Source organism: Streptomyces sp. NPDC086766 (assembly GCF_044746005.1).
Classification (GTDB): Bacteria; Actinomycetota; Actinomycetes; order Streptomycetales; family Streptomycetaceae; genus Streptomyces.
This window is the reverse complement of the sequence record NZ_JBIVBI010000002.1, coordinates 554,223-577,971: the sequence shown is the minus strand read 5'-3', so window position 1 is coordinate 577,971 and position 23,749 is coordinate 554,223. Positions and strand designations below refer to the sequence as shown.

23 protein-coding genes, 1 tRNA gene and 2 pseudogenes are annotated in these 23,749 nt (G+C 68.3%); 8 read left to right on the top strand and 18 right to left on the bottom strand.

Annotation, left to right across the window (positions count from 1 at the left end; genetic code table 11):
• The first annotated feature begins 551 nt into the window (after positions 1–551).
• From ACIPM1_RS05765 to ACIPM1_RS05750, 4 genes are all read left to right on the top strand, one after another.
• Positions 552–1,655: a helix-turn-helix domain-containing protein gene (locus ACIPM1_RS05765; protein WP_402429362.1), complete on the top strand. Its 1,104-nt coding sequence runs from the start codon at positions 552–554 to the stop codon at positions 1,653–1,655.
• 1,309 nt (positions 1,656–2,964) lie between these two features.
• Complete coding sequence (locus ACIPM1_RS05760; protein ID WP_402429359.1) at positions 2,965–3,393, top strand: hypothetical protein; 429 nt, start codon at positions 2,965–2,967, stop codon at positions 3,391–3,393.
• Positions 3,394–3,437: 44 nt separating this feature from the next.
• Positions 3,438–4,618 (top strand): IS3 family transposase gene (locus ACIPM1_RS05755; RefSeq protein ID WP_402429356.1). Its coding sequence is split into 2 segments (ribosomal slippage): positions 3,438–3,722 and positions 3,725–4,618, totalling 1,179 coding nucleotides; the frame shifts between segments, so codons are not numbered across the junction.
• A gap of 175 nt (positions 4,619–4,793) precedes the next feature.
• A complete protein-coding gene (locus ACIPM1_RS05750) occupies positions 4,794–5,465 on the top strand; it encodes a hypothetical protein (RefSeq protein ID WP_402429353.1) in 672 nt (223 codons plus the stop codon).
• A gap of 188 nt (positions 5,466–5,653) precedes the next feature.
• Here the strand turns inward: ACIPM1_RS05750 and ACIPM1_RS05745 are convergent, their stop codons facing one another.
• The 7 genes and pseudogenes from ACIPM1_RS05745 to ACIPM1_RS05715 form a co-directional block, all read right to left on the bottom strand.
• On the bottom strand, positions 5,654–6,352 hold the full coding sequence (locus ACIPM1_RS05745) for an SDR family oxidoreductase (RefSeq protein ID WP_402429350.1): 699 nt from the start codon (positions 6,350–6,352) through the stop codon (positions 5,654–5,656).
• A 257-nt stretch (positions 6,353–6,609) separates the two neighbouring features.
• A complete protein-coding gene (locus ACIPM1_RS05740) occupies positions 6,610–7,149 on the bottom strand; it encodes a GNAT family N-acetyltransferase (protein WP_402429347.1) in 540 nt (179 codons plus the stop codon).
• Positions 7,150–7,352: 203 nt separating this feature from the next.
• Positions 7,353–7,904: pseudogene (locus tag ACIPM1_RS05735) on the bottom strand (site-specific integrase); the annotation flags it as partial.
• 311 nt (positions 7,905–8,215) lie between these two features.
• Positions 8,216–8,413, bottom strand: coding sequence for a hypothetical protein (locus ACIPM1_RS05730; RefSeq protein WP_402429344.1), 198 nt, complete (start codon positions 8,411–8,413; stop codon positions 8,216–8,218).
• A 46-nt stretch (positions 8,414–8,459) separates the two neighbouring features.
• Positions 8,460–8,603: a hypothetical protein gene (locus ACIPM1_RS05725; protein ID WP_402429341.1), complete on the bottom strand. Its 144-nt coding sequence runs from the start codon at positions 8,601–8,603 to the stop codon at positions 8,460–8,462.
• Positions 8,604–8,632: 29 nt separating this feature from the next.
• Positions 8,633–8,929, bottom strand: a complete 297-nt coding sequence (locus ACIPM1_RS05720; protein ID WP_402429338.1) for a hypothetical protein — start codon at positions 8,927–8,929, stop codon at positions 8,633–8,635.
• A 166-nt stretch (positions 8,930–9,095) separates the two neighbouring features.
• On the bottom strand, positions 9,096–11,471 hold the full coding sequence (locus ACIPM1_RS05715; protein ID WP_402429336.1) for an N-acetylmuramoyl-L-alanine amidase: 2,376 nt from the start codon (positions 11,469–11,471) through the stop codon (positions 9,096–9,098).
• 503 nt (positions 11,472–11,974) lie between these two features.
• Here ACIPM1_RS05715 and ACIPM1_RS05710 point away from each other — a divergent pair.
• Positions 11,975–12,106: pseudogene (locus ACIPM1_RS05710) on the top strand (hypothetical protein); the annotation flags it as partial.
• 381 nt (positions 12,107–12,487) lie between these two features.
• Here ACIPM1_RS05710 and ACIPM1_RS05705 read toward each other — a convergent pair.
• Both ACIPM1_RS05705 and ACIPM1_RS05700 read right to left on the bottom strand, forming a co-directional pair.
• Entirely contained in the window at positions 12,488–12,883 is a 396-nt protein-coding gene (locus ACIPM1_RS05705; RefSeq protein ID WP_402429333.1) for a hypothetical protein, read from the bottom strand.
• An 86-nt stretch (positions 12,884–12,969) separates the two neighbouring features.
• The gene (locus ACIPM1_RS05700) at positions 12,970–13,344 is read right to left on the bottom strand and encodes a GNAT family N-acetyltransferase (protein ID WP_402429331.1); all 375 of its coding nucleotides are present in this window, start codon (positions 13,342–13,344) and stop codon (positions 12,970–12,972) included.
• Positions 13,345–13,459: 115 nt separating this feature from the next.
• Here ACIPM1_RS05700 and ACIPM1_RS05695 point away from each other — a divergent pair, with 115 nt between their 5' ends.
• A complete protein-coding gene (locus tag ACIPM1_RS05695) occupies positions 13,460–13,915 on the top strand; it encodes a GNAT family N-acetyltransferase (protein ID WP_402429430.1) in 456 nt (151 codons plus the stop codon).
• Positions 13,916–14,397: 482 nt separating this feature from the next.
• On the opposite strand, the gene ACIPM1_RS05690 is transcribed toward ACIPM1_RS05695, so the two are convergent.
• The gene (locus ACIPM1_RS05690; RefSeq protein ID WP_402429329.1) at positions 14,398–14,550 is read right to left on the bottom strand and encodes a hypothetical protein; all 153 of its coding nucleotides are present in this window, start codon (positions 14,548–14,550) and stop codon (positions 14,398–14,400) included.
• Between the two features lie 120 nt (positions 14,551–14,670).
• Between ACIPM1_RS05690 and ACIPM1_RS05685 the strand changes: the two genes are divergently transcribed.
• The gene (locus tag ACIPM1_RS05685; protein WP_402429327.1) at positions 14,671–15,087 is read left to right on the top strand and encodes a YrdB family protein; all 417 of its coding nucleotides are present in this window, start codon (positions 14,671–14,673) and stop codon (positions 15,085–15,087) included.
• A gap of 242 nt (positions 15,088–15,329) precedes the next feature.
• Here ACIPM1_RS05685 and ACIPM1_RS05680 read toward each other — a convergent pair whose 3' ends face one another.
• The 4 genes from ACIPM1_RS05680 to ACIPM1_RS05665 all read right to left on the bottom strand — a co-directional run bounded on the left by ACIPM1_RS05680 (position 15,330) and on the right by ACIPM1_RS05665 (position 18,566).
• Positions 15,330–16,007 carry a DUF429 domain-containing protein gene (locus tag ACIPM1_RS05680; RefSeq protein ID WP_402429324.1) on the bottom strand — a complete coding sequence of 226 codons (678 nt, stop codon included), beginning with the start codon at positions 16,005–16,007 and terminating at the stop codon, positions 15,330–15,332.
• Between the two features lie 194 nt (positions 16,008–16,201).
• On the bottom strand, positions 16,202–16,819 hold the full coding sequence (locus ACIPM1_RS05675; protein ID WP_402429321.1) for an ester cyclase: 618 nt from the start codon (positions 16,817–16,819) through the stop codon (positions 16,202–16,204).
• Positions 16,820–17,031: 212 nt separating this feature from the next.
• Entirely contained in the window at positions 17,032–17,688 is a 657-nt protein-coding gene (locus ACIPM1_RS05670) for an SDR family NAD(P)-dependent oxidoreductase (protein WP_402429318.1), read from the bottom strand.
• Positions 17,685–18,566: an oxidoreductase gene (locus tag ACIPM1_RS05665; protein WP_402429315.1), complete on the bottom strand. Its 882-nt coding sequence runs from the start codon at positions 18,564–18,566 to the stop codon at positions 17,685–17,687. Before ACIPM1_RS05665 ends, ACIPM1_RS05670 begins: the two co-directional genes overlap by 4 nt.
• A gap of 123 nt (positions 18,567–18,689) precedes the next feature.
• Here ACIPM1_RS05665 and ACIPM1_RS05660 point away from each other — a divergent pair, with 123 nt between their 5' ends.
• Positions 18,690–19,508: a helix-turn-helix domain-containing protein gene (locus ACIPM1_RS05660; RefSeq protein WP_402429312.1), complete on the top strand. Its 819-nt coding sequence runs from the start codon at positions 18,690–18,692 to the stop codon at positions 19,506–19,508.
• 280 nt (positions 19,509–19,788) lie between these two features.
• On the opposite strand, the gene ACIPM1_RS05655 is transcribed toward ACIPM1_RS05660, so the two are convergent.
• From ACIPM1_RS05655 to ACIPM1_RS05640, 4 genes are all read right to left on the bottom strand, one after another.
• Positions 19,789–20,199 carry a hypothetical protein gene (locus tag ACIPM1_RS05655; protein ID WP_402429310.1) on the bottom strand — a complete coding sequence of 137 codons (411 nt, stop codon included), beginning with the start codon at positions 20,197–20,199 and terminating at the stop codon, positions 19,789–19,791.
• Positions 20,200–20,246: 47 nt separating this feature from the next.
• A complete protein-coding gene (locus tag ACIPM1_RS05650; protein WP_402429307.1) occupies positions 20,247–20,912 on the bottom strand; it encodes a class I SAM-dependent methyltransferase in 666 nt (221 codons plus the stop codon).
• A gap of 154 nt (positions 20,913–21,066) precedes the next feature.
• Positions 21,067–23,076 (bottom strand): TerD family protein, encoded by a 2,010-nt coding sequence (locus tag ACIPM1_RS05645; protein ID WP_402429304.1) that lies wholly within the window; start codon positions 23,074–23,076, stop codon positions 21,067–21,069.
• Positions 23,077–23,596: 520 nt separating this feature from the next.
• Positions 23,597–23,718, bottom strand: a tRNA-OTHER gene (locus ACIPM1_RS05640).
• Positions 23,719–23,749 lie beyond the last annotated feature (31 nt).

The window sequence follows — 23,749 nt, the reverse complement described above, 5'->3', positions numbered from 1 at the left end:
CACCGAGGGACGGGAGACGGCGGGCGTTCAACCGAACGTGTCACCCATGTCCTGAGCACAAACGGTCAAGCATCTCCTGAGACCTCACACCGACACCCGCCCCGCCTTGGGGGATAGCGCTGGCTAGCCGTATTGGCCAACAGTCCGGGCGTCAAGCGGGTGCTCCGGGTCACTGGAGACAGCGAGCTCCGCCGAGGTGTGCCCAAGCCCCTTGTTCCGCGCTCGGACACCTGAGGCAACCAAGGTCTGGCACTCTTGAACCGGTCGTGTGGTGAAACTGCGGACCGCGGTCACGGATGAGGGCCTGCACCTGATTCATCCTGGGAGCCCTAGTTCGCTACCAGGCTGACCTGAGACAGGACGAGGCAACGATCGCCTACGTCGCAGCAGGTCAGCGGCGAGTCGACGACTCGACCGAAGATCATTTTTCGTCTACAAGGAGGCCACCTGATGCCAGCACCCGCTACAGCGCTGACCTAATACAGACGTTTAGTCGAGAACACAGTCCTCGCTAGGTGCCAGCCAGCCCCAGGTGTGCAAAAATCGCACACATGGAAGCGGTAGAGAGCTGGGACGAAGTAGGCGAGCGGATCGCTGAGGCGCGCCTGGCTACGGATATGAGCCAGGGCGACCTGGCCTCCAAGGTAGGGCTCGATCGCACAGCGATGGTGCGCATCGAAGCCGGGGACCGCAAGGTTTCCGCTCTTGAACTCTCTTGGTTGGCTCAAGCGCTGGGCGTCCCTATGGCGCACTTCCTCTCCCGTCCGCCGGCATCTCTGGTCTCTCGTCGAGCCGCACTGGAGGACACGTCAGACGAGGCAACTCGTGCCAGCTACCGACTCGACGCCTGGCTCGAGCAACACGCTCGCAATGCTCATTGGCTCATCACAGAGGGTTTCCTCTCGCCTCCAGAGATGGACTCTTCTGTATGGCGGGCGGGCGGCTACGTCGACCCGAGCGCGCTCGCCGCAGCAGCACGCAAGGCTCTAGACCAGCCTTCGGGCCCACTTGGGCCGATGGCGGACGTTGTAGAGCAGCTGGGTCTTTTCCTGACAGTGGTGAACGAGCCAGCCGAGGGGGCTTCACTCTTGCAGGACGGCTACGGCGTAGCTGTCATCAGCGGAGAGGCTCAGCCCGGAAGGCGGCGGTGGACGGCTGCCCACGAGCTCGGGCACCACCTCCTGCAGGACGAATACCACAGCGATGCTGGTATTGCAGCCAGCCGCGATGAGCGCGAGCGACAGATCGACCGGTTTGCTGAGTGCTTCCTACTGCCTGCCCAGGATGTACAAAGCGCGTGGCAGGAAATCACAGAAGCCAAGGACGTCAGGGCTGTCATGCTCACCTTGGCAGCCAACTACCGAACCTCGTGGAGCGCTGTCGTAAATCGTGCGCGAAACCTTGGGTTGATCGACGGTGGGGAAGCTAGACGCCAGAAGGCGAATTCGCCAACACGTGGAGACTTCCTGGCCGTGCTCGGCGAACAGCCCATCCCTGATCTTGAGACTGGAACGACCGGCAAGTTGTGGCGCAAGGCGGTGCTAAGCGCCTGGGAAGCCGGTGCCGTCACTGCTCCACGCGCAGTTGAGTTGCTATACGGCGTGATCACGGTAGATGAACTTCCTACGCGTACCCTGGAGGAGCCGCTGCCGTGAGTGCCACCTCTACCGCTGCAGGGCTCCCCGCCGGCTTGCTTGCCTGGGACACTTCTCCCCTTTTCCATGCAATAAAGGCGGGAAAACTTGATGTCCTCGGCGACGCTGCCCGAACTTGGCAAGGCGGGGGACGGCGCAATGTGACCACTCAGACAGTGGTGGACGAACTCGGCACATACGGGCTGAGCCTGTCCAGTGCCGATTGGCTGGAGATCGTCCACGTAGATCACCTGAACGAGCTCACAGCACTCGTTAAGTGGATGGAGCGGGTTTCGGGCAGTAAGTCGAACGAAGGAGAGGCTACTGTCCTTGCATGGGCCGAAGTCAACGGCGCGATTGCAGTGATCGATGACGGGGACGCTCGGAGAATCGCCCGTAAGCATTCCCTCCCAGTATGGGGATCGCTGCGAATAATTGCCACGGCTGTGAGCGATGGATACACAACGGAGTACGTAGGAAGTAACTTAGTCGACGCTTTGATCAATAGCGGGGCACGTTATCCCTGCGCTCGCGGTCAATTCATAAGCTGGGCTAAGCAGAATGGCCTGTTGTAGCTCGTAATGCATCGCTCGGTTCATCTGCTCGCAGGACTGCGGCGCACTCCCAGCGCTTCCTACGGCAGGGCGGCGGCGCACGCTCATCTCGGACTGACTACCGTGGACTATTTGTGGACGCAACAAACCTTTCCTAGCTGGTAGAGGCCCCTGACCAGTAGCAATGGTGTAGCCACAAACGCCCTCCGGAGCCGTGCGCGCAGGTTCGAATCCTGCCGGGGGCACCCTTCATGAGGTGCCCAAAGACCCCGTCACCAGCGGAAACGCTGAGGCCGGGGTCTTCGCGTATGTGCAGGCAGATGCCGCCCAGAGCGGCCCCATGTCGGGGGCTGTGGACGAGGCGTGGACGGGATCTTGAATCATTCTCGCAGTTCGCTGCCCCCTTCTGGCGGTCGGCTTAGCTTGCCTCGATGACGGGGCAACTGGCGCGGCCCCAGCCGCGAAGTCCGTAGCATCCGACTGCTTAGATCATTGGCATGACGGACTGGTCCCAGCTCCACCACGCCTACGGCACGGCAGAAGACATTCCCGGCCTGCTCAACGCAGCGAGCCCCGCACCAAGGGATTCAGCCTGGACCGCACTTTGGTCCCGGCTGTGCCATCAGGGCACCGTCTACTCAGCAAGCCACGCAGCCTTGCCTGCCCTGCGAGACATGGCACGCCAGTGGTCGCCCGCGGACAGACAGATGCCGCTCGTGCTAGCCGGCGCCATCGCGGCCAGCACTGACCAGCCATACGGAGAACAAGATCCCCACGTGGCGTACGCCTCGGAGATGTCCGACCTGGTGCAACTGACAGAGGAAGCCCTCCAGGACCGGGGACTCGCCGACGACCCCGCCGCTTACGTCCACTTGCTGGCCGCGCTCCTCAGCTTTGAGGGCGTCGAGGTCTGGGGCGAACAGCTCGACGGGCTGAACGACGAGGAGTACGAGGTCCCCTGCCCCGCATGCAGTGCAGAGAACTTCATAGCCTTCGGGGAGCACGGCTTCTTCTCGACCACGGACAGCATGTACATGAACGAGACCGCGGCCCAGAAGTCCCCGCTACAACCTGCGGACGCCTCAGCGCTGGAGGGGCTGGCCCAAAGACTCCACAGTCGCGCGCTCGCCGACGGCCAGACCGATGTCGCGCACAAGTTGACTTACGTTTTCGGCGAAGCACGGGACTGCTGCAGGGTTGGGTGACACCTGACCTGGCTTGCTGAGAAGCGGCCTGGAAGGATGTTGCAGTGCCCAAGCCGTATCCGAAGGAGTTCCGCGAGGACGTCGTGCGGGTCGCGCGCAACCGCGAGCCCGGCGTCACGCTGGAACAGATCGCCGCCGACTTCGGGGTCCACCCGATCACGTTGTCGAAGTGGCTGCGCCGCGCCGAGACCGACGAGGGCGCCAGGCCCACAACGACGTCGGGTGAGTCGGCCGAGCTGCACGAGGCCCGCAAGCGCATCCGGTTGCTGGAGCAGGAGAACGAGGTGCTCAGGAGGGCTGCGGCGTATCTGTCGCAGGCGAACCTGCCGGCAAAATGATGTACCCGCTCGTCCGCGAGCTGGCCGCCGCCGCTGCCCCTTACCGGGTCCCGGTGGCGGTGACGTGCCGGGTGCTCGGGCTGGCCCGCCAGCCCTACTACCGGTGGCTGGCCCGGCCTGCCACCGACGCCGAACTTACCCAGGCATACCGGGCCAACGCCCTGTTCGACGCGCACCGCGACGATCCCGAGTTCGGGCACCGCTTCCTTCTCGACGAGGCCCGCGCTGCCGGTGAGGAGATGGCCGAGCGGACCGCCTGGCGGATCTGCCGGGACAACGGCTGGTGGAGTGCCTTCGGCAAACGCAGGGGCCGCGGGAAGAACGCCAAAGCCAGGCCACCGGTCCACGATGACCTGGTGCGGCGGAACTTCACCGCGGACGGGCCGAACCGGTTGTGGCTCACGGACATCACCGAGCACGCGACCGGCGAGGGCAAGCTGTATCTGTGCGCCGTCAAGGACGTGTACTCCGGCCGCATCGTGGGCTATTCCATCGACGCCCGGATGAAGTCGCGCCTCGCGGTGGCCGCGCTGGAGTCCGCCGTTGCCCGCCGCGGCCCCGCTGCGGGATGCATCGTGCACTCCGACCGCGGATCGCAATTCCGGTCCCGCAAGGTCGCCGCCGTCCTCACCCGGCACGGCCTGGTCGGCTCAATGGGCCGGGTCGGGGCCGCCGGCGACAACGCCGCAATGGAGAGCTTCTTCGCACTGCTGCAGAAGAACGTCCTCGACCGCCGCGTCTGGGCCACCCGCCAGGAGTTGCGGATCGCGATCGTCACCTGGATCGAGCGGACCTACCACCGGCGCCGGCGGCAACGACGCCTGGGCCGATTGACCCCCGTCGAGTACGAGACCATCATGACCCCACCCGCAGCTCTGGCTGCATAAACCCCGCTGTCACCCGATCATGCAGCAGTCCCCACAGTGCGCCGAGTGCGACGCAGTCTTCAGCGTCCCGGAAGCCGTCGCCGCCCAGTGGGGCGCATAACCACGGCTGCCCACTCGGGACAACACCCTGGACATGCAGCCCTAACGTGTCAGAGGTGTGCGCTTGGATGCACGGGTGACCGTACATGACGTTGCTCGGCAACTGCCCGAGATAGCAGTCCTCCGCGAGCACTGCCGCTCCATGGCCATGTTGGAGGCAGTCCTAAGCCCTGAGTGGGAAGACCGCTACTACTCCTTCGACAACCTCTCGTCCGAGAAGTCGATGAAGTCGATGGCCTTGATGCGGAACGGATCGGGCGACGAGTACTCGATCATCTTCTCACCCATAGGCGCCTACATCCGTGGATTTGATCACGAATCTCCTATGAGCCCCTATATAGAGGACGGCCCATGGCCCGGAGTGCTCGATGACGTTCCTGACGTCTTCCGGCCATGCATCGAAGAGCCAGCCTTCACAGATGAGGACGGGATGCCTGTCGTCACGGCGTGCATCTGGCGAGAGACGAGCGACAACGGCTGGAAGGCAGGGGCGATCGACTTCCCTGACGAGGAAACGGAAGATCCAGATGGCGCCGGCTACCTCTTCCAACTGTTGGTGGATCGCTCGCCGGAAGCGTTCCAGCGGTGGGCCGAGGACTACTACGAGGTGTCGGTCGACCTGGAGGCCGTTCGTCACGTCTTCTCTTCGCGTCCTCTGACCGCGGAAGTGGTCCGCGCGCTGAACTCAGAGATCGTCCTGGCAGACCTCGCGAAGGACATTGCGGAGATCGGCTATCCGATGAGCTGAGGCATGGAGCAACGACAAGGCCCCTGGAATCCGCCAAGTCCAAAGCCAGATGATCAAGGCAACGGCGGTAACGGTGCTCAGGATCGTCGCGAGGTGGCGGCCCAGATCCGAAGGCGCCCCCGGCCCGCGCCACGCCCTGCTTGACGGAGCCAAAGGCGCCTCCCCGTACGACCCTTGGGAGCTCTACCTCAGCCAACCTGTCCCGTGGGCCGCACCGTGATGTGGTTGATGTCCACGCCCGCGGGCTGGCTGACGGCGAACACAATGGTGTCCGCGATCTGCTCGGCGGTCATCGTGGCGGCTGCCTCGGGGGTGCCGCCGCGGGCGTGCCAGAAGGGGGTGTCCACGATGCCGGGGGCGACAACGGTGACGCCGACTCCGTCCTGGCCGACCAGGAGGCGGGTGTTCTCGGCGAGGGCGTGGGCGGCCCACTTGGTGACGGAGTAGAGGTTGCCGGGGGTGTGGCGGACGCCGGCGACCGAGCCGATGATCACGATTCGGCCCTTGGAGGTCCTCAGGTGGGGCAGGGTCTCCTGGATCAGCAGGGCGGGGCCCAGGACGTTGGTGAGGATCATGGCGCGCATGTCCTCAGGGGCGTGGGTCTCCAGGTTGCCGGGCAGGGAGAAACCAGCGTTGGCTATGACGTTGTCCAGCCGGCCCCAGGTGTCCAGCACGTCGCGGACGGCGGCGGCGACGTCATCCGCTTCGCCGGCGTCGCCGGTGATCGTCAGCAGCCGCTCGCCCGCCCCCGCGGTGGTGGCGAAGGCGGCCAGCTTGCCCGCGTCGCGTCCGGTGACGGCCACGCGGTGGCCCTGCTTGAGCAGGGCGCGGGCGGTGGCGGCGCCGATTCCGGTCGAGCCACCGGTGATCAGCGTGACGGGTTCCATGGGACGGCCTCCTCGGCGACGGGGTCATCGGGGCAAAGCGCCTGCACTCTACCCAGCGATCTTCGACGCTCGCTCCCGGCTTTCTCCGACGGCTCCGCTCCTGACTGTGGATCAGGAGTCAGGCCGTGTCATGCCGATCAGTTGAGTCGTTGATAGGACTGTGGAACATAGGGGTGCTCTAACGAAGCACTACTAGCGGATGTGCAACGGGGCCGCGCGACAGTTCGGCCAGGTGTGCGGCGAAGGTGCCGGGTCGATCACCGTCTTGGCTCGCCATCGGACCGCTCCGCGCGGAGCTTGGAAAAGATCACCTGGTCGTGCCACTGGCCGCCGCGCCACTGCGCGGAGCGCAGCACGCCCTCCCTGACGAAGCCCGCCTTCTCCAACGCGCGCTGCTCAGCGAGGTTGGCACAGTCCGTCCAGGCTTGAAGCCGTTCGGCCCTGGTGTGATCGAAGAGGTACTCGGCCAGCAGTCGCTGGGCCTGGGTGCCTATGCCGCGGCCTTGCGCAGCGGGCACCAGACCGATCGCCAGACTCCAGCAGGTAGAGGTGGCGGGCCGTCCCCAGGTGCCGGCGAACCACTCGACACGGCCCACCGTCCGGCCCGCCTCCGCGACGGAGAGCACGCCGCCATCCGGGCCGAGCAGGCCCGTCTCCGCGAATTGCCGACGCAGGCCGGCCGGTGATCTGAAGCCGAACCACTGGTACGGGCCGGTCCCCTCCGGCCCGCTGAACTCGCGCTCGAAGAGATCGAGATCGTCGGTGGTTACCGGCCGCAGCGTGATCTCATCGGACATCGAGTGACTCCTGATCCTCTCGACCACACGGTCCGACCTCGTCTCGTGTGGCCAGCGTGGGCAACGAGGCCTGACCCTTCCATACATCAAGCCGGGCCCGACAGAATGCCCGGCAGCGCACGCCAGGAAGGCCCGCCGGACAGCCCCTCAAGGCGGAGGCCCCAGGCGGCATGCCTGGGGCCCCAGCGTGGGTACGGGTTGTCTCACTCGTACTCGCGGAGCAGGTCCTCGATCCGACGGTTGGCAACGTCCTGCCGTCCGTCGAGGCACTTCGCGTAGCGGGTCAGCAGGACCTCGACGCTGTTGCCGGCGCGCTCGGCAACCTCGGTGGGATCGACTCCCGCATTGAGCCACGTCGACAGCGCCGAGTGCCGAAGGTCGTACGGCCGACTCGCGAGCGGCGAAGCCGCGACAGCCGGCGGAAGCGCCAGGAGCCGAGCCTCTTGCCGCACGCGGTAGTAGGTCGAGGACGGGACGACCGAGCCCTTCTCACTGAAGAAGAGCCGACCATCCTCCGCCGTGCCGAACGTGGCGAGGTGATCGCACAGCACCGCGACAAGCTGGGGCGGTATAGGCACACGCCGAACATCTTCAGTCGGCCGATTCTTCAGCCCGCGGTCGTCGTGGGTCTCCCCCGAGTCGGTCCACTGCTTGCCGACCGATGGACGAGTCCGGTGCAGCAGCGCTGACCCCCAGCCCTGCTCGGGGAGGACGAGGTCCGTCTCCACCAGGCCGACCGCCTCAGCAGGCCGGAGGAACGGCAACGATTACGGACGTTTGCGACGTTGGGCGGGCAGACGCGGTGCTGGCAGGGCGACGCCAGCCCGCATCACCAAAATCTGCCCGCATCTTCTAAGCGCTTGGCCGCAGGTTCGAGTCCTGCCGGGGCGCCACTGGGAGCCCTCCCCTCGGGAGGGCTTTTTCGGTGGTCAGAACGGGCGACACTCGACACGGCGAAGCCCGGACACCCCCTTGGCGATCAAGGGCGGACTCCGGGGCTGTCCGGCTGTCACCGGGTTTTCGCGGGTGGCTGTGTCGAATACGTGTCGAAGTCCTCGGGCGGGGTTCAGCCGGCGCCCGGCACCTCTGGCAGGTCGCCCGCGGCTGCCAGTCGCCGCTTCAGATCCGGCAGCTGGCCGTCGATGCAGCGGGCGTATGTGGCCAGGAGCACGGCGACGCTGTTGCCAGCCCACTCCGCCGCTTGCGCGGGCGGGATGCCGTCGTTGAGCCACTTCGTCAGGCGAGTGTTCCGATTGTCGTACACCCGCCGTCCGGTGGGCGACTCGAAGACGTGCGGGGGCAGTACGGCCTTACGCGCTGCGCCCCGCCCGTCGGATGACGGAACCGGCGAGGATGCCGCCCGACTCGCCCTTGAACAGCAGATCACCCGGCTGGAGCTCTTCTTCCTCGATGTGCTGCCTGAGGATGCGGGTCAGGGCCGGATGCCCCGGCACCGTGTGCGTCTCGCCCTCAGCACGGCCCTTCAGATCACGTTGTTCGTGGATCTCCCCCGTGTCGGTCCACCGCTTCCGACCTCCGGGGTCGCCGTGTGGATCAGCAGCTCGCACCACTGGTCGTCGGCATCCGGCCCGGGAAGGGTCACGTCCTCCACACGCATGGCGACGGCTTCCTCGGGCCGTGGGCCGCAGTAGTACAGCGTGGCGAAGAAGGCGTGAAGCCGCGGATGGGGCAGCTGCGGGGACATCGTCTGCCCGGCGTGCGCGCTGGACGAGGTGGGCAGCGGCCTCAGGGTGTCCCCGCCCGCGTGGGCACGCGTCACGGCGCCGTTGCGTAGGTCGTGCAGCCGGACCGGCGGGGGCTTAGCTCCTCGTACAGGCTTCTCCGACCGACGGCCGGGGACGGTCAAGAGGGGCGGGTACGCAGGAGCCCTCCGCCCGTGGACTTCTCACGGGCGGAGGGCTCCTGTGTGAGGTGCTGCCGATTGGTCAGCCGATGGTTGCGATGCCGTCGGTGGTGACGGTCGGGCGGCCCGAGGTGCCGACCACGACGATCTTCAGGGTGTGTTTGGCGGAGCTGGACCAGGTCTTGGTCCACATTGCCTGGCGGTAGAGGGTCGTGGAGGACTTCAGGTCCAGCGTGGTGACCTTGGTGCCGTCGACGTAGACGTACGCCTGGCCCGAGGTGGAGGCCCGCGAGACGATCCAGGCCACCGAGCGGCCGGTGAAGGTCCAGCTGATCGAGGCCCCGGCGGACGAGGAGCTGTAGGAGTAGCCGCCCAGGTAGCTGGTACTGCTCCGGTGGGTCCAGGTACCGGTCCGGGTGGTGGAGGTCTCCTGGATGATGTTCGGCGTCCGGTAGACGGAGGCGCCCGCGGTGTTGCCGGCCACGTCGTACGCCTTCAGCGCGAAAAGGTCCGACGAGCCGGGCTTGGCGGTGGTGTTCCAGGACGTCACCGTCGGGCCGAAGGTGGCCGAGGACGGCGCGGTCGCCATGACCTTGGCGAGTGCCGCGTTGTCGGCGGCCTTCCAGGTCACCGTGACCGGGACCGCGGTGGAGCTCACCGTGCCGGTGCGTACCTTCACGCCGGCAGCGGTCGGGAAGGTGGGCGCCGTCGTGTCGCCGACCAGGGTGACCGAGCCGGACAGCGTGGTCGCCCCACGAACGTGGGTGGCGCGGACCTGGACGGTGTGGCTGCCGGAGGCGACCGAGATCGAGGCGGAGCGGGCGGAGCCGGAGGTGTGCGCCACGGCCTTGCCGTCGACCAGGACGTCGAAGCCGGAGATCACCGCGGACGGCGTGGCAGTCGACCAGCTCACCTTGGCCGCGCCCTTGGTGTAGTAGCTCGTCCCGGACTTGGTCGCCCCACCGGACATCCCGGTGACGGAAACCGCGCCGACCGGGCCGGCAGCATAGGAGCGGATCGTGCTCAGGGCGTTGTAGAGCTGGTTGCCGGGGCAGTCGGTGGCGAAGCCGTTACGGTGCCCGGAGATCACGTTGAAGCTGTAGCTGTTGCCCAAGGTGAAGCCGTAACTGTCGGAGGCGCCCTCGGGCAGCGACGCGGTACCGGTGCCCGGGTTCACACCGGTCATCCCGAACTTCCAGGCCGCTATGCGGGCGATGGAGGCCATCATCGCCTGGCTCGGCGCGGCCCCGACGAAGGTGCTGTCCGTGGAGTCGCCGCCGCTGAGGTCGGTGTACGTGCCGATGGCGGCCACGCCCATGCTGTTGGTGTTGAACCCGTAGGTCTGGGCGCCCACGACCGGTAGCGCCATCCCGCCGAAGCGGCCCTCGAAGATGGTGCCGCACTTGTCGACGAGGAAGTTGTAACCGAGGTCGCGCCAGCCCTGGTTGAGGTGCTCGGCGTAGATGCCGCGCACGATCGCCGGGGAGTCGGCGCAGGAGTAGTTGTTGGTGGTGTCCGTGTGATGAACGAACATCACTTTCACCGCCGAGCCGTACGTCGGGTAACCCGACTCCCGCGCGCACTCGTCCGCGCCCCAGCCGGCCCGGGTGACGACAGTGGGCGGTGCCACCGTCGAGGTGGTGTCGGCCGGCATCGGGTCCGGCGGGGTGGGCGAAGCCGAGGGGGACGGGCTGGCCGAGGAGGTCGTGCAGGACGGGTACGCCTCGGACATCGTCGGAAGCTGGCTGGGCCAGGACGTCGGGGACGCGCTCGGCGAGGTGGTAGTGGAAGCCGAGGCGGAGGCCCCGGTGGACGGCGGGACGGATGCCGAGTCCGTGGCCGTGGTGGTGTCCGTGGGCGATGCGGAGTCCGTCGCGGTCGGGGTGCCCGACGGGTCGCCGCCCGCTGTGGCCGTCGCGGTGTCGGTGGGGGCGACGCTGTCCGTCGGCGTCGCGGTGTCGGTCGCGGTCGCGTCCTGGGCATACGCCGCCAGGCCCATGCCAGAACCCTGCGTTCCGCTGGTGGCGGGCTTGCCCGGATCGACCAGGTCCACCCGCAACCCGGCGGGCAGCGCGGCCTTCATGCCCGCGCCGGATGCGCGGACCTGGATCCCGTTCGACGGCCCCGACCACATGGGGGACATCCCGCCACGCACACCGGGACGGTTCAGCTCGGCGGCGTCGGGGAGGTCGTCCGGCTGCTGCATCTTCAGCCATGACGTCCAGTGGCCGCTGGCAGCGGAACGGGTCCGCACCTCCACCGTGCCGCGCAGCTTGGCGTGCGCACCGTTCCAGGTGACACCCACCATGCTGAACGGAGTCGTGGACTGGGCCCCCAGCGTCTTGAGTGCCGCGCCGGCCCCGGTCAGGGACAGCGAGTGGACATGCGTCTTGATCGGTCCCGGCGCGGCCGACGCCCCGGCACGGCCGCCCGACCCGGCCATCGCGACGGTCGCCACAGCCACTCCACCGCCGGCGACGACCGCCCCCAGCGCCAGCCACGTGCGTGTTTTCAGGCTGGCCCGACGACGACCGCGCCGAACTCCGTGTTCAGTTCTCATGCCCCACCCTGAAGCCCCGTTGTATTTGCCATCACAGCCGATAGCAGGGGCACAGCTGTCACAGGAGTGCCCTGAAGTACCAGCGCACCCGAACGTTCAAGCGTCACAGGTCCCGGAGCAGGGCAGGAGCGTTCGCATGCCCACCCCGGCTGTTGCGGCTCCGCCGGTGGTCGGTGTACCGCAGCGGAGTACAGCAACCACCGCAACCCCAGCCGACCGGCAAAGGCCTTCGACAACCCCACGACCAGCGTCCTGGACCGCAGTGGTCGTCCAGCTGATAGTTCGCATCGAGGAGGCAGTCATGCCCCTTGCGTGCCCGATCGAGCGGGAACCCACGGGGGACACCGGGCAGTCACGGTAGCCGGACACGAGAACGGCCCCCGACCAAACACCCGGGTAATGTGAACCGCGCTCTGGACGCGGCAGAGCACCCGGGCACCCGGCTGTGCACGCTGTGCGGAGCCGCGCAGGAGCTGACGCCTCTCCTCCGCGGGTTCAAGCACATCACCGACTTCGCCCCGGACGACACCTGATCCCTGGCCGCCGCACCGTCGGCGGCCCTGGCGCGGCGGCCCCGCCCGGCGCGCAACACCGGCGAGCGCGCCCCGATCCCCGGCAAGGTCCGCACCACCCATCCCGCCCTCCCACTCCTCAACTCCAGCCAGGGCATGGGCGAAGGGGGTCGCAACGGGGATGTCAGCGGCCCGACCACGCCGTACGCCCGTGGTGACCTGGGCGGACTCCAGAACGCTGTGAAGGCCTGCGCAACCTCTACCGCAACACTCAGCGCAACATCTGCCGCAACACCCAGCGCAACCCGAGGCCCTACTCGGTCCGGTGAAGACGTCGGGCCTCGCGCCGCATCCATGTGGCCAACCTCTACGCCCTGATAGCCCGGTCCCGCTGCTCCTCCGTCAGGTGGCACGGCAGTGGCCGCGGCTCACCGTTGAACGGTTCTCGCGAACGCCGGTGAGGCGGTCGGACGTGCCGTCGAGGATGACGTGTGTCATGCCCTCGCGTCGGCAGCGGGCCAGGACATCGTGCAGGTCGGGGGCCTGGTCGTCGAGGACGTCGATGCCCTCGTTCAGGCAGCGGTAGCCGGTGGCCTGGGAGATGCCCGCGTCGAGGGCCAGGCAGTACACGCAGCCGCGCTCGCGGAACCAGCGCAGTACCAGAACCGCCTGCCGGAACGGCCCGAGCGCACGCGAGCATTTCGGGGTGCCTATCCGCCATCGGTGGGCGGCCAGCAGGCGGGCGAGGTACTCCACCACATGGCGCGGGACGTCGAGCGTGGCAGCATAGGTGACCAACGTGAAGCCTCTGGTAGCTGTGGACGTCCTGTCCTACGAGGGCCTCACGGCTGCCCATGGCCTGGGCGTGGTGGGGCGAGGCCGGCTCAGAGTGCGATGAGACCTGCCGTTGCCGGTTTGAACCCGCAGCCGTCGAAGTAGAGCGACCGTAGATCGTCCTCGAAGTCGACGTGAAGCCATTCGCATCCGGCTTCGCGGGCCTGCCGGGCGGCCTCGGCGATGAGTTCGGCTCGGATCCCGGACCGGCGACACCCTCCCGCGACCACGGTGTCGAGGATGAACGCGTGAACGCCGCCGTCCCACACGACGTTGACGAAGCCGACGAGGTCACCATCATCACGTGCACAGACCCAGCCGAGGCTGTGGCGTTGCACCTGGGTCAGCCAATCGACAGCTGGGCTCGGATGGTGGAAGCCCTCTGCATGCAGCGCATTGACCGCGACGGGTGCAGCTGATCTCACTCGCACGCTCGTGGAGGGCAAACTCGTCGAACGACCCGGTGATCAGCTTCAACCGGAGGCCGCCTAGAGTGACGCGGCACTTGTGGTCGCGACGTCGGAGGGACGAGTGAGCCAGATGAAGATCGTCGTGGACGACCTGTCCGGCCCGCAGATCGCCCGGTTCCTCGCCGAGCACGTCCGGCAGATGCGGTCCCTCACGCCCCTCGAAAGCAAGCATGCTCTCGACCTGGACGGACTCCGCCGCCCCGAGGTCACCTTCTGGTCGGCACGGGAGGGTGACGCCGTCGTGGGCTGCGGCGCGATCACAAGACTGGACCCCCGCCACGCCGAGCTGAAGTCGATGCGCACCGCGCCGACGCGTACCCGCAGCGGAGTCGCCTCCCGGTTGCTGGAGCACATCCTCACCGAGGCCAAGCGTCTCGGCTTCACCCGGTTGAGCCTGGAGACCGGCGCCGCCGACTTCTTCCTGCCGGCCAGAAAGCTCTATGCGAAGTTCGGGTTCGACTACTGCGAACCTTTCGCGGACTACAAGCCCGATCCCAATAGCGTGTTCATGACCAGGGTGCTCTAGCCGAGCAGGCCGTCCGGCACGCCAGAACCTCGCCACCGGCGCCCAGCCGTGCGAAGGGCCTGAGGGCAAAAAACAGTCCCCGGTAGTACTGCGCGTGTCCTGAAGCTTCAGTCGTCACTGTCGCCTCGGTATCGCGCCGGCTTGCCGGGGGCCTAAACCACATCCTGTCCAAGTCACTCCGCCGACTAGACGTCCTCATCGACTTCGCAACTCTTTCGGTGTTATGGCCTACTAACAACGATCCACGCCAGCTGTCATGAGTCAATAGCTTTTCGGTAAATTCCGGACGGAACTTCCCGCGATCACCTCTTGCTACGGCATCCGACCCGTCCGAGCGCGGTACCAGCGCGCCACCGCAGTGCCCACCGGGTGAAGCATGAGGGATGGGGCCGGGTCTGCGGGTGGGTATTGCCCCCGGTCAGCTGCAGCCTGGCTCGGGCCTCCAGACAGGTCCGGGGGCCCGACCCTGAGACCGCGCGCGATCACTCGTACTCGCGCGACACCCCTTCGATCTTTCCGTCGGCGACCTCCTGCCGGTGATCGATGCATTTGGCGCGACGGCTCAGCAGGCCCTCGACGCTGTCGGCGCACTCGGCAACCTCGGTGTGATCCGCCCCGAAGTTGAGCCAGGTCACGGCGTCGAGTGCCGGAGGCCGTACAGGCGCGCAGCGAGCGGGGAGGCGACTGCGGGGCGCTCCGTCCACGCCCTGACCGCCGCCGTGCCATGCTGGGCGTGCCGGAGCAGGGGGGATCGCATGACAACAGACACCGGTGGTGTGGCCGAGTTCGGTGCACGGCCCTGGTACGGCGCCAACGAAGTCCTGGCGTTTCTGCTTGAGCTCGCGTCGCTGGGATTTCTGAGCTGGTGGGGATTCGGCGCGGGTCATGAGGGTGCTCTCCGGATCCTGCTCGGCGTGGGAACGCCTCTGCTGGCCGTCGTGGTCTGGGCGCTGTTCGCCGCGCCCCGGGCTCGGCTACGGCCGCGGCTTTGGCTGGTCCTGGTGGTGAAGGCGCTGGTGCTCGGCGGTGGTGCGGCCGCTCTGTACGGAGTGGGTCATCCCGTCGCGGCGGGTGCCGTCGCTGTCGTGACGGTCGTCAACACGGCGGTGGCGGAGATCTTCCGTACCGCTCCCGCCGAGCGTGGTGCCGACCGGGCTTCGCCGTCCGAGTGACCACGGACCGACCACCAGGGGGTCGCGGCGGGACTGCGGCGCCGTACTCGTCGAACCGCTCCACGTCGGTGAACACCAACCGGCGGGGAGGACCGGGTTCCACGTCGGCAGCCATCAGAAGCCGCTCACAAGCCCAGAAGCCGCTCACAAGGCCGGCGGACCAGCTGCGGCACACTGCCCGGCGCCCCTTCGCCACCGACCTCGCGAGCCGGGCAAGCGAGTCGTCCAAGGTGACGGACTGATCAGTAGCGAATCTCGACGAGCCGCCCTGCCGCATCCGGCTCGGGCGCCTCGGGAACCCGATTCGCTGTCCCGAGCGCGATCCGGTTCGCCGACCAGGCCGCGACAGCGGCGTCGAGCACGTCGTCGACGGGAATGCGGTCCGCCTCGCCGAGCTCGTCCGGGAGCACGAGGCCGGCCGCGGCCAGCAGCGTGCGGCGCAGGTTCTGGCCGCGCCAGGTCTTCTTGGCGTACGGCAGCGGCACTCCGTCGGCCAAGGCGCGGAAGGACACCTCGGGGTGCACCTCGTGGATCCGCTCGTCGGCGAGCCAGCACGCCCGCGCCTCGAGCAGCTTCGGTCTCAGCGCCCACGCCTGCCGGCTCAGCCGATTACCGGTGAGCTCCTGGCATCGGCCGGCGGCCGCCACGTAGTCCTGTTCCTCCCACGCCGTCCTTGGCGCCACGGGGAAAACGCTGCTGCGCCGCACCCCGAGCAGCGCCCTGGCCGCGAGATCCGCGGCGCGCCAGCCCCGCTCGACCAAACCCAACGGCATGTCCACCGCGACCGCATCCACCTCCGCGGCGCGCTCGATCAGCTTCTCGAGCCGGAGATCCACCAGGCTGCCCGCGTACGCGCCGTCCGTGAGCCTGATCCCGACCCACCCCTGCTTACCGCAGGCGTCGATCCCAAGGACGTCCATCCCACCTCACCCCTCGCGCGCAGGCCCGAGCCGCACCGTAGCGCCACCCACGGTCCCAGAAGCCGCCGCTCGCCGCCGTGCCCACGTCGCGAGATCCCCGGAGCGCACCCTGAGTGCAGGGCCCTCGGAGACGTCCGTTGCCGGGCGTGGTGCGAAGCCTTCCGCCAGTGCCCGGCAAGGGACGCCGGGCAGCGCTACTCGGTGCTGCGCTGGACGGTGTTGGTGGACGTCCCGCCGCGGAGCTCGTTCAGGAACCTGTCGAAGTTCCCTTCCGACCAGTGCTCGACGATCTGGCCGTGTTGCACGCGGTCGATGGAGATGCCGCTGAGGTGGACCTCGTGGCCGGAGGCGGGGATGCCGAAGATCGTCCCGGTGTGGACGCCTCCGAAGCTCCAGCGCGTGACAGCCTTGTCGCCTTCCACGATCTGGTCCTGGACGGTCATCTTGTAGTCGGTGATCCCCGCCTTGATGGCGAGATCGGCCTGGACCCAGTCCTCACGCTTCGCGGGTCCGTCGAACCCGTGGAGTACCAGGTCCTTCGAGATGTAGCGGTCGAAGCCGGCGGCCAAGTCGCCGTTGTAGCTGGCGTAGAACGCCGAGGACACCTGCCGCGGTGACAGATGGTGAAGGCGGGCGTGGGCGGACGCGGCGCGGTGCGAGGCCTGGCTCTGTGCCGCCGCCGGGACGGCCATGCCCGTCAGCGTGGCGGCGAGGGCGAGGCCCGTTATGGCGCCGATCACCCTCCTGCGCTGTTTGGCTGCGGAGGGGGTGGAGGGGGCGGCTGCGACCTTACGGATCCTTCTCGAGACCACGGGACACTCCTGAGAGCTCGTGTCGGTGCCTGACACCGAATTGGCTGACGCAGCAAGGATGCCCCCGCCGCACCTGACAAGCGTCATGGTTTGACCCGAAATCGTCTGGGCTTCGAGCGCCCCTCAAGTCCTGGTGACAGTGCCCCCGGCGAGGCTCCTCCCCAGCCCGATCGGACGGGGGAGCTGACGAGTCGTGGCGCCGGGGGACGGTTTCAGCGCAGGACGAGGAATTGCCGGTCGTGTGCAGTGTGCAGCCGCCACAGTTCCTGGGCCACCGTGTCCGGATGGTGCCCGGGGCGGCGTCCGATCCGGCCCACGACCGTGACCTGCGCGGCGTGCACGCCGTCGTCGGCGAGCGCATCGTGCAGCATGCGTACGTAGGCCGACTCGGCCGCGTAGGCGATTCCCGACACCGCGCGGTCGCGGTGTGGTTCGACGGCGGCGCCGCCTGTGGTGAACAGCAGCGTGCCGTGCCCCCGGCGGCGCATGTCCGGCGCGACCGTGCGGACGACCGCAGCCGCGGCCACGACGCTCAGTGCCAGTGCGCTTTCGACGTCCGACGGTCCGGTGTCGAGTACGGGCTTGATCCACGCGAGGCTCGGCCGTGGGCTGAACAGCACCGCCTCGATCGGCCCGAGCCGCTCGCGCAGTGCGCCGAGCGCGGCGGTGAGCGCCTGCTCGTCGGTGACGTCCGCGGTCTCGGCCGCCGTCGTCATGCCCTCGGAGACCAGACCGGCGACGATCGTTCCCAGGCTCTCCGCGCTGCGCGCGATCAGCCCGACGGGATGTCCCTCGCGGCCGAACCGGCGGGCCGCCGCAGCGCCCACACCGGGTCCGGCGCCGACCACGACGAACGCACCCCTGCTCACACCTGCTCCAGGTCCACGCTCTTGGTGAGGGCCTCGTTGGCATCGATCTCACGGCGCATCCGGTCCAGACGGGCACGTGCCCCGGCGAGCGCGTCGGAGCCGAGCAGCAGCCGCAACGGCGGCACCTCGCTGTCCACTGCCGCGGCGATGGCAGCGGCAGCCCGGTGGGGGTCGCCGGGCTGGCGGCCGGAGACGGCCAGCGTGGCCTCACGGCGCTTGCCCGCGGTCTGCTCGTAGTCGTCCAGGCGTGTCGGTGACTGCCGCATCGACGCGCCCGCCCACCGGGTGCGCAGGCCGCCGGGCTCCGCGATCGTCACCGCGATGCCGAGCGGTGCGAGTTCCGCGGCCAGCGACTCGGACAGGCCTTCCAGCGCGAACTTCGTGGCGTGGTAGTAACCGGTCGCGGCGAAGGCGGCCAGGCCGCCGAAGGAGGAGATGTTGACGACATGCCCAGAGCGGCGGGCCCGCATGCCGGGAAGGACGGCTTTGAGGACTGTCACCACGCCGTGCACGTTGGTGTCGTACAGGGCGCGTACCGCGGCCTCCTCGCCCTCTTCGACGGAGGCCAGGTAGCCGTATCCGGCATTGTTGACCAGGACGTCGATGCGCCCGAACGCCTGCTCACACGCCTGAACCGCCGCGGTCACCGACGCGGGGTCGGTCACGTCCAGCTCCAGAGCCAGCGCGCGGTCGGCGTACCCCGCGGCGAGATCGATCACGGCCGAGCGGTTGCGGGCGGTGACGGCTACTCGGTCGCCCCGTTCAAGAGCGTGCTCGGCCAGGGCGCGGCCCAGGCCGCTGGAGCAGCCGGTGATCAGCCATACAGGCGGTTCAGGCGATTGAGGCGATTGAGGCGATTCATTGGTTGCGTTCGACATGCCTCCATGGCAACAACAAGCCGGCGAACGTGCCACGCCCCCTTGAGGGGGGCTCTCGCAGGGTCAGCTTCGCGTGCGGCACGACCGCGGTCGGGGCCGGGAACAGCGGTAAGGTCGATCCGGATGGCACGTGACGACAATCAGCTCGGTTCCTTCCTGCGCAGCCGCAGGGAGAAGATCGACGCGGCCTCCGCCGGCATCGCCGACAACACGCGTCGGCGGGTCAAGGGGCTCCGCCGCGAGGAGCTGGCGTTGCTCGCCGGGCTCAGCCCCTCCTACTACACCCGGATCGAACAGGGCCGCGACCGGCACCCCTCCCGCGAGATCCTCGAAGCCCTGGCCCGCGTGCTGCGCCTGGACGATGTCGAGCGGGCCCACCTGTGGTCCCTGGCCATGCCGTCGCTGGCACCGGCCGACGACGGCACCGTTTCCGCCCACACTGTGCGGCCGGGGGTTCTGCACCTGCTGGAGCGGTGGAGCGACCTGCCCGCCTTCGTCGTCGGTCCCAGCCGCGACGTGCTGGCCGGCACCGCCCTCGCGGCCCGGGTCAACCCTGCTTGGAGCCCGGGGCACAACCTGATCGAGTTCGCCTTCCTCGACCCGCGCGCGCAGACGGTCTATCCCGACTGGGACGAGATCACGCTGCAGGCCGTCGCAGGTCTGCGCGCCACCGCGGCCACGCGCCGCGCGGACCTCGACGACTTCGTGGCGAACCTGCGCGAGCGCAGCGAAACGTTTCGTGCGCTGTGGGACTCCCACGACGTATACGAACGCGTGGTGGGCGAGAAGCGGCTGCGCGTCGACGGCGCCGGCGTCCTCCGCCTCAGCTTCGAAACCTTCGCGCTCCCCGGGCCCGAGGGCCACGTCCTGTACGTGTACTTCGCCCGGCCCGGCAGCACGGACGACGAGGCACTGCGCGACCTCGCCCGAGATGCCTGCTGAGCGGCTGACGGCGCTGTCCCGGACCGAGCCGCGGCGGCTCCGTGTCGACCTGGCCGTTCGATGCCCCACCGCTGGCAGCCCAGCCGTTCTGTGGTCTCGATGCCGGGCTCCGCGGGTGGTGGAGCAACGGCGGAGTCAACAGGTCCCTGCCTGTTCGTGACGACCTGGGGACGGCCCTCTGACATCTCAGCCGCCCCTCGTCGGGGGCCGAGGGGCGGCGCTTCGGTGCTTCGCCGGCTGAGGCCCTCTACTGTCCCCCTGTCCCCTGTCTACTGGCGCTTCAGGCCACGCTCGCCCCGGTTCGTGAGCCAGGCGAACACCCCGCGCCGGCGGGTGCGCCCACGAGGGAGCCCGCGAGGAGACCGAGGTCGTCGTCAGCCAGTGGCGGGAAGGCCCCTTGCGCCGCTGTCCCGAGGAATGTGGTCACCGTCATCGTCGCGATGAAGGCCGCCAGGGCAGCACGTCGACGAGGCGGTCTCGTGCGGTACAGCTCGCCCACGGGCCCGGCCGCGAACATGGCGGGGACGGCGAGGAAAGAGGCGGAGTCGGGCAGCCATCCGAACGGCCAGAGTGCCAGGGCGATGAGCCCGCACGCGGCGAGGCCCACGAATTCCCACACGAGGGTGGTCACCACGAGGTCTCTCGACCGGCTCGGGACCGGGCCGCTCTCGGTGTTCTCCTCGTCGGCCACGGCAAGAAGGTTAGCCTTCAACAGGGCGAATGTTCCCTGGAGGGAAGCTAGTTGGCAGCGGGACGGCGGCGAGCCAGAAGGATTCCCCCGAGCGCGCTCTCCGCGGAGCTGAGGGTCCTGTGCGTCTCGACGGTGAAGCCGGCCTCCTCGAGCCAGGAGGCCATGGGGCCGTGCTGCCGGCGATGGACGTAGACCTTCATCGGATGACCGCCGTAGCCCTCTGTCTTCAGCCGTGATTCGTCACCCACGTGGAAGCCGAGCAGCAGGGGGCCGCCGGGCCGCAGCACCCTCCGGAAGTGGGTGAGGACCAGGCCGATCTCGTCGTCGGGGACGTGGATCAGCGAATACCAGGCGACCAGGCCGGCCAGCGAGGCGTCGGCGAGGCGCAGGTCCGTCATGGAACCGACCTCGAACCGCAGGCCGGGGTGGTCACGCCGCGCCACCTCGATCATGCCGGGGGACAGATCGATCCCGAACGCGTCCACTCCCAGCTCGGACAAGTGGGCCGTGATCCGTCCCGGACCGCAGCCCACGTCCGCCACCGGTCCGCCGCCGGCGGAGTGCACCAGGTCGGTGAACAGCGCCAGAACCGCCCGTTCGTCCGGTGTCTTGTCCAAGAGGTTGCGTGTCTGCTCCGCATAGCTCTCGGCGACGGTGTCGTAGGACGTCCGGGTGTCCGCCAACCAGCCTTCGGTGCCCGCATCGATGCCCACGCCCGTACGCTACCCAACTGCTGGCATCTGGGGGCACTTTGGCGCTGGCCCTCAACTCGCCGGCCGGCACACCACGTCTGCCGGGGCGTTGCGCCGCCGGCACGAGCCGAGCCGTTGTGCTTCCGCCTCCTCTCGTGCGATCCGCTGGTGCCGTTCAACGAGTTGATACGCGGTCCAGGTGGACCACCACGGTCGTGTAGAAGCGGTGCACCGCGTCGTCGACGCTGCGGATGAAGCCGGACTCGGCGTTGCCGCGGCTGCTCCCCATGCCCTTGAGCAAGGACAGGCGGAAGCCGGTGATACGGATGCCGCTGTCCTTCGGGAGCATGTCCGCGGGCTCGGGGCGCAGCCGTTCCAGGGTGCCTCGCGGGCCGCCCGTCTCCCCTTCGACGAGTGTCTCGACGTGGAGGTCCGCCGGCGCCTCGGCCAGGCGCCGGACGAGCCGTTTCGCCCAGGACAGGGGGTAGCCCTGCTCGGGTGCGGGGATCTCGATGGAAGTACGCAGCCTGCTGGTACGGAGGTCCGCACTGATCGCCAGGATGCCGGGCGTTCCCTCGATGCGCAGCTCCGCTTGCAGTCTGCCGTCGCGGCACAGCTGGTCGGCGAGGCGGAGCCGGCGCGCTTCGGGGTCGGTGCCCCGCTTGGCGCGCTGGACGGGCAGCACCTTCTGCCCCAATTCGCCGCCCAGTCCGAGGCATACCTGGCGAATGAGGCGCTCCCAGCTCTCGACGACCTCCAGTGCGCGCCGGTCTCCGTGGCACAGGGTCTCGTCGTCGATTCCGTTGCGTACGGGTACCCAGGCGGGGCCCATGTTCTGGAAGCCGTGGCATCCGGAGTTGTCGTGCTGCAGGTAGTGCAGCAGCTCCTGGAGAAGCCAGGCGTGCGCCGCGTTGCCGACACCCTCGTGCCGGATCAGCATCTGTGCCTGATGGGCGACTTCCGCCCAGGAGAGGTGCCAGAGGGCCACCTTGTGCTTGCGTCGTCCGTCGATCTTGACGTCGACGAGTGGGCTGCCCTCCAGCGCGACGTCGTTCGACAGCGTGATCACAGCCTCGTAGCCACGTCGCGCGGCGATGTCCATGTACGCCTGGACCTGCTCGGCCTTGAGACTGTTGCCGTTGGTCTTCGTCTCGACCAGAGCGGTCCACAGCTTGCCCGCTCGCTCGACGCGGATCACCCCGTCGGGGCGTCGCGGGGTGTCGCCGTGCGGCAGGGTGACCTCGGTGAAGGTCTCCATGCGGCCGGCCGGCGCGCCGAAGGCGGCTGTGAGTCTCCTGCCGAATTCCGGCACTTGAGCCATCACCGACAGCAGTACCGAGGTGGCGCGCATTTCACGGTCCCGGTCGCTCTTGAGCGCGGACACCGGGAAGAGGCGTGCCACCTTCCAGGACTCGTTCTCCGCCAGGGTCTTCTTGGCCGCCTTGGGCAGGGTGACCTTCTTCTTGGCGGTGCGCGGACGTGCCGTCGGCTTCTTCTTCTCGATGTCGTCGTCGGACGTACGAGGAGCCGGGACGGCCACCAGCGGCGCCGTCGAAGCGGGCTCGTCAACCGTAGCCGGGGGCGTCCTGTTCCCCTGATCGCCCTGATCGTCCGTCGCGGTGCCGTTCTGCGCCTCTACCGCCGCCGCGTCGTCGTCGATGTCGACGCCGAAGTCCGTTGCCAGACCGGCCAGACCGGCGTCGTAGCCCTGGCCGACGGCGCGGAACTTCCACTCTCCGCCGCGCCGGTAGAGCTCGCCGAAGATGATCGCGCTCACCGAGTCGGCTTCATCGATGGCGAAGCGGAGGAGGTCGTCACCGGCACCGTCCGCCAACGACAGCCGCACTCCCTCGAGTTCCCCGAAGCGCGCTCCCTCGTACCTGCTGGCAGCGACGACTATGCGGTCGACTTCGGACGGGACCGCGGTCAGGTCGAAGCTGATGCGGTCCTCGTTGCCGTCCGCCGTCGGCGTCTTGCCCAGAAGCTGCACACTTCCGTCGGCGGCGACCGGGTTGTTGTAGAAGTAGAAGTCGGTGTCGCCGCGCACCTTGCCGTCGGCGTTCAGCATCAGAACGGACACATCCGCGTCGCCTTCGCCGGTCGGGCTTCCCCAGCCCAGACTGACGATCACCGAACCGACGTTCCCACTCAGGGCTCCCAGAGTCACATTCGAGCCCTTGATCATTTCGTGCACAATGCCCCCCCAACCGGCGCTACCTCACAGCGAGGGCCTCCCCGCCCCGGCTGCTTCACGCGCGACACGATGTGACGTGCCGCACACAGGTAAGTGTAGTGTCCACGGAGCGAGGCGTGGGCCGGACGGGATCTTCGGGCGGTCCATCGGCGGCGACAGCGCCGCCTCGGGCCACTGCACGCCCGGGAGGAGCAGTCGAGGACCACCTGGGGCCGGACATGGCGGGGCCCGGGAGTCGTATCCAGCTCCCGGGTCCCTGGGGGTGCCACCCTCGTGCGCACGCCGATGGCGTTTAAGAGTGCGGATCAGTTGTCAGGCCGTCGTGTTCTTCCTTTGAACTACCGCACCGTGGAGAGGTGCAGGCGAGAGTCGAACTCGCATCCGGCGGCGGTCGTCCGTACTCGGTCGATCCGGCGATCGGTGGCGGATGCTGAATCTGGAGCGAGAGTCTGAGTCTGACGGCGGCTGCCTCTACCGGTTGGGCCACCCCGGCCCGTACGTGGGGGCGCTGTGCCGGGGGGAGGATTCGAACCTCCACTGTCACCGCCGGCTTCAGGCTGAACCTCAGTTTCAGCTTGCGCTCGGGGCGCGGGCCGGTCCTCGGTCCGGCCTCTGCCCGGTGCGCACCCCCGCGCTCGCACGCGGGGGCGATTCGGAAGCCACC